Consider the following 12,404-nt stretch of genomic DNA (forward strand, 5'->3'; position numbering starts at 1 on the left):
CGACCGGGACGGCCCTTCCCTCGTCAGTAGCGGCTGCTGCTCGTGTCGCCGTTGGCGACCGCGATCACGATCACCACGACGTAGAAGGCGATCAGCAGCACCAGCAGGCCGGTGAGGATCCAGCCGACGATGATGGCGGCCTTGGCCATCCCCTCGCCCTGCTCGCCGGTCTCGCGGATCTGCTTGCGGGCCACGTGGCCGAGGATCGCGCCGATCGGCGCGGTGATGCAGGAGGCGAAGCCGACCAGCGAGAGCACCAGCGCCACGATGGCCATGGTGTTGGTCTTCGCCGCGGCCGGGTAGCCGTACCCCGGGTAGGCCGGCGGCGGGTAGGCCGGCGGCGGGTAGCCGGCCGCGGCGTACGGGTCGGCCGTCGGCTGCCCGCCCGGCGTCCCGGCGTACGGGTTGGCCGGGGCGTACGGGTCGGCGGAGGTGGGCTGGGCGGGGATCGGGCTGCCGCCCATCGGAAGGGTCGGGTCGGCGGGCGGCGTGGACTGCTGCCCGGGCGCGGACGGGTCGTGCCAACCACCGGATGGCGGGGGATAACTCATCAGGTTTCATCTCCGTTGGGTGCGGGTGCGCCGTCAGGGTAGCCAGCCCGACCCAAAACCGAGCACCCCCTTTCCGGGTGCCGCGTTGCCCGGAAGGTCCACAGCGGGCAGGATCGCGGCATGGCACTTGACGCGCGTGGCGGCCGACCGAGACGGGACGTGAGCCGTCCGGGCCTGGCCCGGCGCAGCCGAGGCAGCACCCCGGCGGGCTCCGCCGACCAGGACCAGCCGGCGCCGCTCGCCGAACCGGTCACCATGCGCCTCGACGGCCGGGTCGCCCTGGTCACCGGGGCGGGCAGCCCGGACGGCATCGGCTACGCCACTGCCCGCCGGCTGGCCGACCTGGGGGCCCGGGTCGCGATCGTCTCCACCACCCGGCGGATCCACGAGCGGGCCGGCGAGCTGGGCGTGACCGGCTTCGTCGCCGACCTGACCGACGAGTCGGAGGTGGGCGCGCTCGCCGACGCGGTGGCCGAGCAGCTCGGCGACGTCGAGGTGCTGGTCAACAACGCCGGCCTGGCCAGCCGGGCCAGCCCCGAGGTGCTGCGGCCGGTGGCCCAGCTCAGCTACGACGAGTGGCGCGGCGAGATCGACCGGAACCTGACCACCGCGTTCCTGTGCAGCCGGGCGTTCATCAGCGGGATGGCCGAGCGCGGCTGGGGTCGGATCGTCAACCTGGCGGCGACCGCCGGCGCGGTCAACGCGCTCCCCACCGAGGCCGCGTACGCGGCGGCGAAGGCGGGCGTGGTCGGGCTGACCCGGGCCCTGGCGATGGAGATGATCGCCGACGGGGTGACCGTCAACGCGGTCGCCCCCGGCACCATCTACACGGCGGCGTCCACCATGGCCGAGATCAAGCAGGGGCTGGGCACGCCGGTCGGCCGCCCGGGCACCCCGGACGAGGTGGCCGCGGCCATCGCCTTCCTCTGCTCGCCGGCCGCGTCGTACATCACCGGTCAGATGCTCGTCGTCGACGGCGGCAACAGCGTCCGCGAGGCGGAGTTCCGCTGAGGCCGGCTCAGCTGTAGGAGCCGCCGCTGTCGGAGTTCGCCCAGATGGTGATGGCGATCCAGCCGCAGCAGGCGAGCAGCCCGATGGCGGTGAAGACGTAGCTGAGGATCAGGCCCCAGGTGGCGAGCTGGTCGCCCTCCTCGCCGGTCTGCCGGATCTGCCGCTTGGCCAGGTGGCCGAGGACGATGCCGGCCGGGGCGAAGACGAAGGCGAAGACCAGCGACAGGACCGCCATGACGTTGGTGCCACCGCCGCCCCCGCCGGGCGGTCCGTACTGGCCGTACGGCGGCTGCGGTGCGTACGGGGGCTGTTGCCCCCACTGCGGCTGCTGCCCGTACGGGTCGTGGTGTGGCGGCTGGCCGTAGGACGGCGGCTCGTACGGCGACGGGGGCTGCTCCGGCTCCCCGGGTGGTGGATGGCTCACCCTCGCTCGCCCCCCTTTCGTCCCAGCTCAACCGCCTTCTCTCTTGCGGACGCTACCCGCAGCGGTGAACCTTTTCACAGCGGTTGTGTGGACTGGTCACCTTGGCCTCGCCGGTCGCGGGACCGATACTGACCGAGCGTTCAGTTACCCACGAGTAATGCGCCGATCCCCCGGAGGCTGACATGGCCCGACTCGCCCAGACGCCCGGCCTGACCGATGTGCAGCGGTCGATCCTGGAAACCGTCCGGGAGTTCGCGGACAAGGAGATCATTCCGCACGCCCAGCGGCTGGAGCACGCCGACGAGTACCCGACCGACATCCTGGACGGGATGCGCGAGATGGGGCTGTTCGGCCTCACCATCGACGAGGAGTTCGGCGGGCTCGGCGAGTCCCTGCTGACCTACGCCCTGGTGGTCGAGGAGCTGTCCCGCGGCTGGATGTCGATCTCCGGCATCGTCAACACCCACTTCATCGTGGCGTACCTGATCTCCCAGCACGGCTCGGCCGAGCAGAAGGCCCGGCTGCTGCCGAAGATGGCCACCGGCGAGGTGCGCGGCGCCTTCTCGATGTCCGAGCCGGAGTGCGGCTCCGACGTCTCGGCGATCAAGTCGAAGGCCGTCCGGGACGGCGACCGCTTCGTGCTCAACGGCCAGAAGATGTGGCTGACCAACGGGGCGTACTCGTCGGTGGTGGCCACCCTGGTCAAGACCGACACCGGCGCCGACTCCGTCTACGGCAACATGAGCACCTTCCTGCTGGAGAAGGAGCCGGGCTTCGGCGAGACCGCCCCCGGGCTGACCATCCCCGGCAAGATCGACAAGATGGGCTACAAGGGCGTCGAGACCACCGAGATGGTGCTCGACGGGGTCACCGTCCCCGAGTCGGCGGTCCTCGGCGGGGCCGACAAGGTGGGCCGCGGCTTCTACCAGATGATGGACGGCATCGAGGTCGGCCGGGTCAACGTCGCCGCCCGCGCCTGCGGCATCTCCATCCGCGCCTTCGAGCTGGCCGTCGCGTACGCCCAGCAGCGCCGCACCTTCGGCCAGCCGCTCGCCAAGCACCAGGCCATCGCGTTCAAGCTCGCCGAGATGGGTACCAAGATCGAGGCCGCCCACTCGCTGATGGTCAACGCGGCCCGGCTCAAGGACGCCGGCCAGCGCAACGACGTCGAGGCCGGCATGGCCAAGCTGCTCGCCTCCGAGTACTGCGCCGAGGTCGTCCAGGAGGCCTTCCGCATCCACGGCGGCTACGGCTACTCCAAGGAGTACGAGATCGAGCGGCTGATGCGGGAGGCCCCCTTCCTGCTCATCGGCGAGGGCACCTCAGAGATCCAGAAGACGATCATCTCCCGCGGCCTGCTCAAGGAGTACAAGCTCTGACGGGTGCGCCGGTCACCCGCCGGCTCCGGCGCGGTGACCGGCCGTCGTCGTCTCCGTCGGCCGCCCGCTGACAGGCCCCGGACCTGGTCGGCCGGCGGGACAGCGGGGTCGGGCGTCGGACCCGTACGGTACGCCGGTGTCGATCACGCGCCGCCGTTCCCGTGAGGCACGGCATCGGCGTGGTCGATGCCGTGCCTAGCTGTCCGAGCCGCGGAATGAGAGCGCCAGGTGTTGGCGGGCCCGGGCGACCAGTGCCGCCGGGTCGTCGGCGTAGAGCCGGATCTCGGTGACCGGTTCGCTCGGTCCCTTGGGCAGCGGGACGGAGAGCGGCTCGTGCAGCGCGACGTCGACGCTGGTCTGGCTGCCGGTGCCGACGTTCAGGATCGTCGCCGTGTCGTCGTGCTCGACCTGGATGGTCCGGCTGGACGGCAGCGATCGGTAGCGGGCGTCGACCCGGGCGACGGCCGTCCAGGGCACCAGGAAGTCCACCGAGAAGCTGTTGCGGACGCGCAGCCCGCCGGTGTCGGCGACGTGCGGGTGGATCCGCAGGCTGGCGAAGAGGCCGATCATCCAGAGCAGACCCCAGACGCCGAGCGCGAGAGCGGTGTGCCGCACCGACGGCCACGGCACGGTGTGCCGCATGATCAGGTCGAAGATCGGGATCTCGATCGCGGAGAGCCCGATGAAGACACCGAGGATCGGCTTCACCACCCCGACGTAGCTGAACGCCTCGGCCCCCGGCGCGAGCACGAGGGGCCGGCGCAGCAGCCAGCGGCCGAGGCTGCGCCACATGTTCACCTCGTAGACGACCGCGCGCCGCAGCAGCGCGACGGGACGACTCTGCTTCGGCACGGCCACCTCGCCCTCCAGGTCTTTTACGTTGCAGTTGCAACGTAACCAACGGGCGGCGGCGTGTCAATGCAGTCGTATTGTGAAAACATGGGGGCATGCCGAAACGGGTCGACCACCGGGAGCGCCGCAAGCTGATCGCCGACGCGCTGATGCGGGTCGCCGCCGAACACGGGCTGGAAGCGGTCAGCCTGCGGCACGTGGCGACCGAGGCGGGCGTCTCCTCCGGGATGGTGCAGCACTACTTCCGCACCAAGGACGAGATGATGACCTTCGCGCTGTCGGTGGTCCACGAACGCTCCGAGGCGCGGGTGACCGGGGCGGTCGCCGCGCTCGGCGATGACCCCTCCCCGCGTACGCTGCTGCGGACCATGCTGGCCGAGCTGCTGCCGCTCGACGAGTCGCGCCGGGCGGACGGGCGGGTGGCGCTGGCGTTCCTGGCCTACACGGCGGTCCGCCCTACCGTCGCCGCCGCGCTGCATGAGGAGACCGCCGGGCTGCTGGCCTTCGTCGCCGGGCAGATCCGCGTCGCACAGGCGGCCGGGACGGCCGACCGCCGCGTCGACCCGGACCGCGCCGCGGTCGGGCTGCTGGCGATCATGGAAGGGCTGGGGGTCTACCTGCTCGGCGGCCACTATCCGCCGGAGACGGCGCTCACCGCCTTCGACGCCCAGCTGGACCTGGTCTTCGGGCCAGACGAGCCGGGGGAATGAGCGGCGCGGGCCCGGTCCGCTCAGTCGAGCCGGGTCAGCCCGCCGGCAGCCCGTTCCACGATGAGGCACCGGTCCTCGACGTAGTCGATGCCGGCCTCCTCGGCGATCCGCCGCGCCTCGGCCGACACGATGCCGAGCTGCAACCACACTGCTGGGGCGCCGATCGCCACCGCCTGCCGCACCACGTCGACCGCGTCCCGGGCGGGGCGGAACACGTCGACCAGGTCGACCGGGTGCGGGATGTCGGCCAGCGACGGGTACGCTTTCTCGCCGAAGAGCTCGTCCACCGTCGGGTTCACCGGGATGATCCGCCAGCCGTACCGCTGCATCTGCAACGGCACGCTGTGCGCGGCCTTGCCGGGGTCGCGGGACGCGCCCACGACGGCGATCACGGCGGAGTCGGCGAGGATCTGCTGAGCGGTACGCACCCCGCGACTGTAGCGCCGGGCCGCCCTCAGAGCAGGGTGAGCTGTTCGGACGGTGTCGCCGGAGCGGGCTCGGGCAGCCGCCGGGTGTCGCCGACCTCGGCCCGGTGCAGCCCGTGCCGGCGCGCCGCGATCCGCACCCGCGCGGTCAGTTCCCGCTGGTACGCCTGCGGCGCGTAGGCGCCCGCCTGGTAGAGCTGACGGTAGCGGGGGACCAGGTGCGGGAACTCCCGGGCCAGCCAGTGCGCGTACCACTCGCGGGCGCCGGGGCGCAGGTGCAGGGCGAGCGGCGTCACGCTGGTCGCCCCGGCGGCGGCGACCGCCGCCACCGTCGCCTCGACCGACACGTCGTCGTCGCTGAGCCCGGGCAGGATCGGCGCCATCAGCACCCCCACCTCGAACCCGGCGTCGGTGAGCTGGCGGACGGCATCCAGCCGACGCTGCGGGCTCGGGGTGCCCGGCTCCACCTTGCGCCACAGCTCCTCGTCGACGAAGCCCACGGAGAAGGAGAGGCCGACCCGGGTCACCTCGGCGGCCTGGCGCAGCAGCGGCAGGTCCCGCAGGATCAGCGTGCCCTTGGTGAGGATCGAGAACGGGTTGGCGAAGTCGCGCAGCGCCTCGATGACCGGCGGCATCAGCCGGTAGCGCCCCTCGGCCCGCTGGTAGCAATCCACGTTGGTGCCCATCGCGATGTGCGCGCCGCGCCAGCGCGGGGCCGCCAGCTCGCGGCGGACCAGCTCACCCGCGTTGACCTTGACGATCACCTTCCGGTCGAAGTCCGCCCCGGCATCCAGGTCGAGGAAGGTGTGGGTGTTGCGGGCGAAGCAGTTGTGGCTGACCACCCCGTTGGCGATGAAGTCGCCGGTGCCCGTGGTGATGTCCCACAGCGGGAGCTCAAGCCCGAGCGACTCGATGCTCACCACCCGCAGGGCTGCTTGGCACTTGAGCGCCGCGCCCTCGATCGACCGTTTGCGGGTGATCGCCGGATCGGTCAGATGGAAGAAGCGCAGCCTTTCCGGCAGACCACCGGTCAGCCGGATCTGGCGCACCCGGTTCGGTCGGTCCGGATCCTCGAGCACCGAGGTGAACCCGAAGTGGCTAAGGGCGTCCGCGGTGTAGTCGAGGATGTCGTCGTCGCCGTTGCTGATCCGGAAGATGCCCGTGCTGCAACTGCCCTGGGCGTCGAAGATGCCGGCGAGGAAGCCCAGTCGCCAGTCGTCGGTCGGCTCCTCCGGCCAGCGGATCAGCTCGGTGATCGCCTCGACGTCGCGTTGCTTCGAGGTGCGGATGGCGGTGATCGCCCGTCTAGTGGCGCTGACCGCACTGAAGGAGAAGCGCCGCGTTTCGACCCCCGCATCGGAGAGGAAACGCTCCGTACGGCGCAGCGCCTCGTCGTCGGCCAGGGCCAACCGGAACCGGTGCACCTTCCCGGACGGATATGAATAGCTGCCGAGGTGAGCGTCGCCCCGGACCATGCCGCAGAGATAGCCCTGCCGGTAGTCGGCCGAGTCCTTGGGGCCAGCGGCGAAGCGGCCGGTGCCGATCAGCCGGTTGCTGGTCGTCAGGTAGGGGCGCTGTCCGGCGCCGGCCATGGTGCCGGTCACGTACTTCCAGCCCCGCTCGGAGAGGAAGCGGTGGTCGCCGCTGGCGACCAGGGTGGTGCCGTCCTCAAGGGTCACCCGGTAGGCCGGTTTCACCGTGGACCACTTGTCGAGGACGGTGGTGACGACGTATCGACGGTAGGCACCCCGGCGCTCGGTCCCGTAGATCCGGTCGCCCGGCGCCAGTTCGCTGATCGGCTTCGTGCGGCCGTCCGCCATCAGGATCGGGGTATCACCAGACATACAGTAACGGCACGCATGCGAGCAGCCCCGGTACGGGTTGATCGTCCACTCGAACGGGACGCGGGACTCCCCGGGCACCCGGTTGATGATCGACTTGGCCCGCACCTCGTAGAAGGTCATCCCGGCGAAGCCCGGGGTGTCGAACGTGCGGGCGATCGCGCCGGGGAGCGCCAGCGGCAGGGGTGGAGCCGCTGGCGCTGCCCCGTCGGGAATCCCCTCGTCCGGGGGAGCGGAGAGGTTCTCCCAGCGCATGAACCTCATTCGAACACGCGTACGAACGATGTGCAAGTGACTCGCCGGACACCGGTGCCCGATGCGCGCCGGGCGGGTGGAGGATGGGGGGCATGGAGACGTCGACCTTCGTCTACGACGGCGACTGCGCCTTCTGCAGCCGCTGCGCCGAGTTCATCGAGCGCCGCATCCCGACCGGCGTCCGCGTGCTGCCCTGGCAGTTCGCGGACCTCGCCGCGCTCGGCCTGACGGAGGCCGAGTGCGAGGAGGCGGTGCAGTGGGTCGGCGCCGACGGCTCCCGCGCGTCGGGCCCCGACGCCATCGCCAGGCTGCTGGGCGACAGCGCGCCGCTCTGGCGGGCCGCCGGGGCCGGCCTGCGCTTCCCGCCGGTGCGGGCCGCCGCCTGGCCGGCGTACCGCTGGGTGGCCCGCAACCGGCACCGGCTGCCCGGCGGCACCGCGGCGTGCTCCCTGCCGCAGGAGGCCCGGGAACGCCTCTACGGCCCGACCGGCCGGCCCACCGCCGGCTCCTGACCGAACTGGCCGTCGACCTCCGGACGGCGCCGCGGGCGGTGCACGCTACGGCGTGGCCGGGCCGACCGCCGGCTCCGGGCCGGTCAGGGCGGTCGACGGTGAGGCGTCGTCGTCCGGGTCGGCGGGCCGGCCTCGGCGGGCGAGGAGCTGACGCGCCCACACCGCCGGGCGGACCTTCTCCAGCGGCAGGAAGCTGGTCATCGCCACCAGGTGCGGGGCGAACGAGATGGTGATCGTCGCGACGGTGACCAGGTGGAACGAGTAGAAGAAGCCCACGGTCGCCAGCCGCCACCGTGCGGGCAGCACGAAGACCACCGGGCTGAGCAGCTCGAAGGCGAGGATGCCGAACTGGGCGACGATCAGCAGGTGCGGGACCTGGGCGATCAGGTCCGCCAGGTCGGTGCCGCGTCGGATGATCGCGCGCGCCAGCACCGACCCGGTCGCCCAGTCCAGCCCGCCGAAACGGAACTTGGCCCAGGCCGCCAGGAAGTACGTGCAGATCACCGCGATCTGGGTGACCCGCAGCGCCCAGCCGCCGGCCTCGGTGCGGGTGGGGTCGCCGTGCCGGGCCCGGCCGGCGGTGGGGAGCGCGGCCAGCGCGACGAGCAGCCCGACCCGGTCGTGGTCGACCTTGCCGTAGCTCATCGCGACGATCATCCACTCGAAGTAGAGCGCGAAGACCGTCCAGCCGAGCAGCCGGGGCGCCCGTCCGGTCGCGGCGAGCAGGGCCAGCACCAGCAGCGCCCAGAAGATCGCGCCGACCAGCGCGGGGGTGGGGGTGGGCAGCGGGAGCAGCCGGCCGATCAGCAGCGGGTGGTACAGCTCGCCGGGCACGTCGACCCGGGTGCGTACCCAGGGGGTGAAGACGACCAGGTCCGCGGCGACGAAGAGGTAGACCAGGGTGCGGAAGGCGGCCACCCGGCCGCGGGGGACCGCCTCGGTCAGCCAGCCGCTCACCGGTCGGCCTGCCAGCGCACGGCGGTCTCGTCGGTCCACCGGCCGGTCGGGCGGCCGTCCCGGATGCCGTACCAGCGGATCACGATCCGTACCTCGACCAGCGCGGGCGCGGCGGGGTGTCGTTCGGCGTACGCGTCGGCGACCTGGCGCAGCAGCGCGGGGTCGGCGGCGTAGCGGCCCTGCTGGCCCTCGATCTCGGCGCGGCGGATGCCGGTGGCGCCCTGGCCCAGCTCGACCACCGCGCCGGTGCGGTCGACGCCCTCCACCCGGGTGTCCGGGGCGGGGGCGTCCGGCGGGTCCGAGGTGGAGTACATCCGGAACGGCCCGAACGGGAAGTCGTCGTCGGTGCCCCGGACGGTGCCGACCAGGAGCAGTGCCAGCCCGAGCGCGGTCACGCCCAGCCGGACCGCGCGCCCGCGGGTGGTCAAGGTCTCCATCGGTTCGGGACGATACGGGATCGGGGCACCCGGAAGGCGTCCTTCCGTCGTCCACTCCTCGCTGACCATGTCGGCGGCCGAGGGCGTCCGGAGGGTGGCAGGGAACCTGCGGAAACGGCGCCGGCCGGGCCCCCTGGCGGGGACCCGGCCGGCGCCGGCGCGGTGGTGGATCAGTGCTTGTGCTCGGCCATCTGCTTGCGGACCTCGTCCATGTCGAGCTGCTCGACCTGCTCGATCAGGTTCTCCAGCGCGGACTCCGGCAGGGCGCCCGGCTGGTTGTAGACGATCACGCCGTCCTTGATCGCCATCACCGTCGGGATCGAGCGGATGTTGAACTTGGCGCCCAACTCCTGCTGCGCCTCGGTGTCGACCTTGCCGAAGACGATGTCGGAGTGCTTCTCCGACGAGCGCTCGTAGACGGGGGCGAACCGCTTGCACGGGCCGCACCAGTCGGCCCAGAAGTCGAGCAGGACGATGCCGTCGCTCTCGGTCACCTCGTCGAAGTTGGCCGTGGTCAGCTCAACCGTTGCCATTGCACTCTCCGATCAGCGCGGATTACCTACGTCCACTGGAACCAGGGTGGGTGTCGTCGAATTCCCGGCGTTGGCGTGCCGAAACGCCGGGTGACGGAACGGTGACCGGCAGGGGTATCGAACGATATCCGTGTCTCCCGATCTGCGGAGCGCAAGTGCACCAGACACTTGCGTGACGAGCCGTGATGGGAGCGCTCCCAGGGAGATCCATCCGACTCAACGCTACGAAGCGGTAACTTGAGCCTTGACATGGAGCGATTAGGCCTCCGGAGATCGCTCCCGCAGGCGACCCAGATGACTCTGAGTAGTGTTACAAAAGGATAAATGTGACGCCCGTCTCTGTCCGGCGGGTATCGGCGTACGGCAGAATCTGTCGCATCAGAGCGTGGGCGGCGGGTGCCGGGGAGGGCCCCGCCGCTCATTGCGTCTCCCCCCGGTTGTGGTCGATGTGACATTTCCTCGCCACCAGCGCCCCGGTCGTCGCCTTAACAAGCGGTAAGGCATGCTGTGCCGAACTCCATCGCCGCCCGTCGAAGGGGACAAGGATGCAGTTCGGCCGCTACTACGAGGAGTTCGAGGTCGGCGCGGTCTACCGGCACTGGCCGGGCAAGACGGTCACCGAGTACGACGACCACCTCTTCTGCCTGCTCACCATGAACCACCACCCGCTGCACATGGACGCCCACTACGCCGAGACGGCGAGCCAGTTCAAGCGCAACGTGGTGGTCGGCAACTACATCTACTCGCTGCTCCTCGGCATGTCCGTGCCGGACGTCAGCGGCAAGGCGATCGCCAACCTGGAGATCGAGTCGCTGCGGCACGTGGCCCCCACCTTCCACGGGGACACCATCTACGGCGAGACGACCGTGCTGGACAAGCGCGAGTCCTCCTCGAAGCCGGACCGGGGCGTGGTCGCGGTGGAGACCCGCGGCTACAACCAGGACGGCACGCTGGTCTGCGTCTTCCGCCGCAAGGTCATGGTCCCCAAGAAGGAGCACGCGGCCGCCGCCGTGCCCGAGGGCGTCGACCCGGAGCGGCCGAGCTTCCCCGAGCCGCGCTGACCTCCGTACGACCCAGGGGCCCCTTGCCCACCGCGTTCCGGTGGGGAAGGGGCCCTTTCCGCGGCCCGGGGCATATGCTGACGCCGGAGGTCCCCATGAGCCACTCCGTCGCCGGAGAGCCGCCCTCTGCCGGACGCCGTGCCGCACCGCTGACCACCGCCGTCTACTCCGCAGTGGAGTGGGACCTGTTGACCGGCCTGCCGGGCCGGGTCCTCGTCGCCGCCGCCTCGCCGGGCCCCGGGCGTCCGCCCCGGGGGGTCGCCGCCGGGCTCGCCGGTCTGGACGCCGTGGCCGCCGGGCGGGCCTTCGACAGCGACCTGGTCCGGGCCGTGGTGGCCGCGATCTACGCCCGCCACGACGGAACCTCCGCCGCGGCCGAGCGGCTCACCGACGTGGTCGACCTGCTGGCCGCCTGCCGGGCGGCGGTACGCGTGCTGGAACGCCGCGCCGATCCGGCGGACTCGGCGGCGTACCGGCAGTGGGTGGAGTCGGTCGCGGCGCGGGTCTGCCGGGCCGCCGCTGGCGAGTCGAGCCCGGCCGACCGGCGGTTCCTCGACCGGCTCGGCGGCGCGCTGGGGCTGCGCTGAGCCCTGGCCGACCACGCCCGGGCCGCCGGGACCCGATCGGCACCGGCTGGGCGCGGCCGCACCGACCGCCGGGCGGGTCAGCCGTCCTCCCGCTGAGTGAACTGCGGCTCGGCGAGCACCAGCCGGCCGAGCACCTTGCCCGCCTGGTCGTAGAGGACGCAGACGGCACGCTGCCCGGCGGGCGCGTCCGCCACCATCGACCGACCGGGGCGGGCCGCCCAGAACAGGGTTGTGCCGGGGTCCCCGCCCCAGGGCGCCACGGTGAGCGTGGCCGTCGGATAGCCCGGTTGGACGATGGTCGCCCGCGCCACCCGGGCCGAGGCGAACCCGAAGGTGATCAGCCGGCCGTCCGGGGCGGGCCGCTCGCGTACCTCGAAGAAGGGTAGTGAACGGTCGTCTCCGTAGGCCGAGCGGAAGTTCTCGTCCTCGGGCAGGGGGTGGTAGCGGCCGGTGCGGGTGTCGAACCAGGCGGTGTCGATGATGTGGCTGGTGGACGGGCTGAGCATCAGCTCGTCGTCGCCGATCCGCATGCCCGTGCGCAGCACCCGGTCCATCGGCCGGGCGCTCGGATTCGGCCACGGTCCGGGGGTCGGGCCAGCCGCGGTGATGGCGCTCGTCGCCCGGTCGGCGGCGGCCGTGCTCGCCGTGCCGCCCGGCCCGGCCGCGTCGGTGACCGGGCCGCAGCCCGCCGTCGCCAGGCCAGCGAGCAGAGCCGTCGTCGTGATCCGTACCCGTGCGTTCATCCCGCACCCCCGTCCGTGGCCGAAGCCTAGGTGGCGGAGGGCCGGGCCTGGGCCCCGCGCGGTGACGGAGACCCGACACCGGCCGGCCAGGGGCGGAACCCTCGGCGCGGGGGCGGCCGGCGGGGG

The 12,404-nt window shown here is 72.1% G+C and carries 15 protein-coding genes; 6 read left to right on the forward strand and 9 right to left on the reverse strand.

The genetic code is table 11. The annotated features are described in order from the left end of the window. Nucleotides 1–23: 23 nt before the first annotated feature. Nucleotides 24–551: a DUF4190 domain-containing protein gene (locus ACTWO6_RS03410; protein ID WP_446218173.1), complete on the reverse strand. Its 528-nt coding sequence runs from the start codon at nucleotides 549–551 to the stop codon at nucleotides 24–26. Between the two features lie 120 nt (nucleotides 552–671). Between ACTWO6_RS03410 and ACTWO6_RS03415 the strand changes: the two genes are divergently transcribed. Continuing rightward, nucleotides 672–1,562 (forward strand): SDR family NAD(P)-dependent oxidoreductase, encoded by an 891-nt coding sequence (locus ACTWO6_RS03415; RefSeq protein WP_446218174.1) that lies wholly within the window; start codon nucleotides 672–674, stop codon nucleotides 1,560–1,562. A 7-nt stretch (nucleotides 1,563–1,569) separates the two neighbouring features. On the opposite strand, the gene ACTWO6_RS03420 is transcribed toward ACTWO6_RS03415, so the two are convergent. Then, nucleotides 1,570–1,986, reverse strand: a complete 417-nt coding sequence (locus ACTWO6_RS03420) for a DUF4190 domain-containing protein (protein ID WP_446218175.1) — start codon at nucleotides 1,984–1,986, stop codon at nucleotides 1,570–1,572. A gap of 182 nt (nucleotides 1,987–2,168) precedes the next feature. On the opposite strand from ACTWO6_RS03420, the gene ACTWO6_RS03425 reads away from it, so the two are divergent. Next, on the forward strand, nucleotides 2,169–3,365 hold the full coding sequence (locus ACTWO6_RS03425) for an acyl-CoA dehydrogenase family protein (RefSeq protein WP_446218176.1): 1,197 nt from the start codon (nucleotides 2,169–2,171) through the stop codon (nucleotides 3,363–3,365). Nucleotides 3,366–3,560: 195 nt separating this feature from the next. Here the strand turns inward: ACTWO6_RS03425 and ACTWO6_RS03430 are convergent, their stop codons facing one another. Beyond that, complete coding sequence (locus tag ACTWO6_RS03430; RefSeq protein ID WP_446218177.1) at nucleotides 3,561–4,217, reverse strand: PH domain-containing protein; 657 nt, start codon at nucleotides 4,215–4,217, stop codon at nucleotides 3,561–3,563. Between the two features lie 95 nt (nucleotides 4,218–4,312). Between ACTWO6_RS03430 and ACTWO6_RS03435 the strand changes: the two genes are divergently transcribed. Next, entirely contained in the window at nucleotides 4,313–4,927 is a 615-nt protein-coding gene (locus ACTWO6_RS03435; protein ID WP_446218178.1) for a TetR/AcrR family transcriptional regulator, read from the forward strand. A 20-nt stretch (nucleotides 4,928–4,947) separates the two neighbouring features. Here ACTWO6_RS03435 and ACTWO6_RS03440 read toward each other — a convergent pair whose 3' ends face one another. Together ACTWO6_RS03440 and ACTWO6_RS03445 are read right to left on the reverse strand one after the other, a co-directional pair. Further along, nucleotides 4,948–5,355 (reverse strand): CoA-binding protein, encoded by a 408-nt coding sequence (locus ACTWO6_RS03440; RefSeq protein WP_446218179.1) that lies wholly within the window; start codon nucleotides 5,353–5,355, stop codon nucleotides 4,948–4,950. A gap of 26 nt (nucleotides 5,356–5,381) precedes the next feature. Beyond that, on the reverse strand, nucleotides 5,382–7,448 hold the full coding sequence (locus ACTWO6_RS03445; RefSeq protein WP_446218180.1) for an intein-containing Rv2578c family radical SAM protein: 2,067 nt from the start codon (nucleotides 7,446–7,448) through the stop codon (nucleotides 5,382–5,384). Nucleotides 7,449–7,540: 92 nt separating this feature from the next. Here ACTWO6_RS03445 and ACTWO6_RS03450 point away from each other — a divergent pair, with 92 nt between their 5' ends. After that, entirely contained in the window at nucleotides 7,541–7,960 is a 420-nt protein-coding gene (locus ACTWO6_RS03450) for a thiol-disulfide oxidoreductase DCC family protein (protein ID WP_446218181.1), read from the forward strand. A 45-nt stretch (nucleotides 7,961–8,005) separates the two neighbouring features. Here ACTWO6_RS03450 and ACTWO6_RS03455 read toward each other — a convergent pair whose 3' ends face one another. The 3 genes from ACTWO6_RS03455 to trxA form a co-directional block, all read right to left on the reverse strand. Then, nucleotides 8,006–8,917 (reverse strand): MFS transporter permease, encoded by a 912-nt coding sequence (locus tag ACTWO6_RS03455; protein WP_446218182.1) that lies wholly within the window; start codon nucleotides 8,915–8,917, stop codon nucleotides 8,006–8,008. After that, a complete protein-coding gene (locus ACTWO6_RS03460) occupies nucleotides 8,914–9,354 on the reverse strand; it encodes a hypothetical protein (protein ID WP_446218183.1) in 441 nt (146 codons plus the stop codon). The genes ACTWO6_RS03455 and ACTWO6_RS03460 overlap by 4 nt, the downstream gene beginning before the upstream one ends. A 170-nt stretch (nucleotides 9,355–9,524) precedes the next feature. After that, the gene (gene trxA, locus ACTWO6_RS03465) at nucleotides 9,525–9,887 is read right to left on the reverse strand and encodes a thioredoxin (protein WP_446218184.1); all 363 of its coding nucleotides are present in this window, start codon (nucleotides 9,885–9,887) and stop codon (nucleotides 9,525–9,527) included. A gap of 545 nt (nucleotides 9,888–10,432) precedes the next feature. Here trxA and ACTWO6_RS03470 point away from each other — a divergent pair. Together ACTWO6_RS03470 and ACTWO6_RS03475 are read left to right on the forward strand one after the other, a co-directional pair. Further along, nucleotides 10,433–10,948 (forward strand): MaoC family dehydratase, encoded by a 516-nt coding sequence (locus ACTWO6_RS03470; RefSeq protein ID WP_446218185.1) that lies wholly within the window; start codon nucleotides 10,433–10,435, stop codon nucleotides 10,946–10,948. A gap of 95 nt (nucleotides 10,949–11,043) precedes the next feature. Next, nucleotides 11,044–11,535, forward strand: coding sequence for a hypothetical protein (locus ACTWO6_RS03475; protein WP_446218186.1), 492 nt, complete (start codon nucleotides 11,044–11,046; stop codon nucleotides 11,533–11,535). 77 nt (nucleotides 11,536–11,612) lie between these two features. On the opposite strand, the gene ACTWO6_RS03480 is transcribed toward ACTWO6_RS03475, so the two are convergent. Further along, on the reverse strand, nucleotides 11,613–12,278 hold the full coding sequence (locus ACTWO6_RS03480) for a hypothetical protein (protein ID WP_446218187.1): 666 nt from the start codon (nucleotides 12,276–12,278) through the stop codon (nucleotides 11,613–11,615). Nucleotides 12,279–12,404 lie beyond the last annotated feature (126 nt).

The organism is Micromonospora sp. IBHARD004 (assembly GCF_052814115.1).

Excerpts from the sequence above, each read along its gene's own strand:
- ACTWO6_RS03410 (WP_446218173.1), bottom strand. The coding sequence starts at position 551 with ATGAGTTATCCCCCGCCATCCGGTGGTTGGCACGACCCGTCCGCGCCC.
- ACTWO6_RS03415 (WP_446218174.1), top strand. The coding sequence starts at position 672 with ATGGCACTTGACGCGCGTGGCGGCCGACCGAGACGGGACGTGAGCCGT.
- ACTWO6_RS03425 (WP_446218176.1), top strand. The coding sequence starts at position 2,169 with ATGGCCCGACTCGCCCAGACGCCCGGCCTGACCGATGTGCAGCGGTCG.
- ACTWO6_RS03435 (WP_446218178.1), top strand. The coding sequence starts at position 4,313 with ATGCCGAAACGGGTCGACCACCGGGAGCGCCGCAAGCTGATCGCCGAC.
- ACTWO6_RS03445 (WP_446218180.1), bottom strand. The coding sequence starts at position 7,448 with ATGCGCTGGGAGAACCTCTCCGCTCCCCCGGACGAGGGGATTCCCGAC.
- ACTWO6_RS03450 (WP_446218181.1), top strand. The coding sequence starts at position 7,541 with ATGGAGACGTCGACCTTCGTCTACGACGGCGACTGCGCCTTCTGCAGC.
- ACTWO6_RS03460 (WP_446218183.1), bottom strand. The coding sequence starts at position 9,354 with ATGGAGACCTTGACCACCCGCGGGCGCGCGGTCCGGCTGGGCGTGACC.
- trxA (WP_446218184.1), bottom strand. The coding sequence starts at position 9,887 with ATGGCAACGGTTGAGCTGACCACGGCCAACTTCGACGAGGTGACCGAG.
- ACTWO6_RS03470 (WP_446218185.1), top strand. The coding sequence starts at position 10,433 with ATGCAGTTCGGCCGCTACTACGAGGAGTTCGAGGTCGGCGCGGTCTAC.
- ACTWO6_RS03475 (WP_446218186.1), top strand. The coding sequence starts at position 11,044 with ATGAGCCACTCCGTCGCCGGAGAGCCGCCCTCTGCCGGACGCCGTGCC.
- ACTWO6_RS03480 (WP_446218187.1), bottom strand. The coding sequence starts at position 12,278 with ATGAACGCACGGGTACGGATCACGACGACGGCTCTGCTCGCTGGCCTG.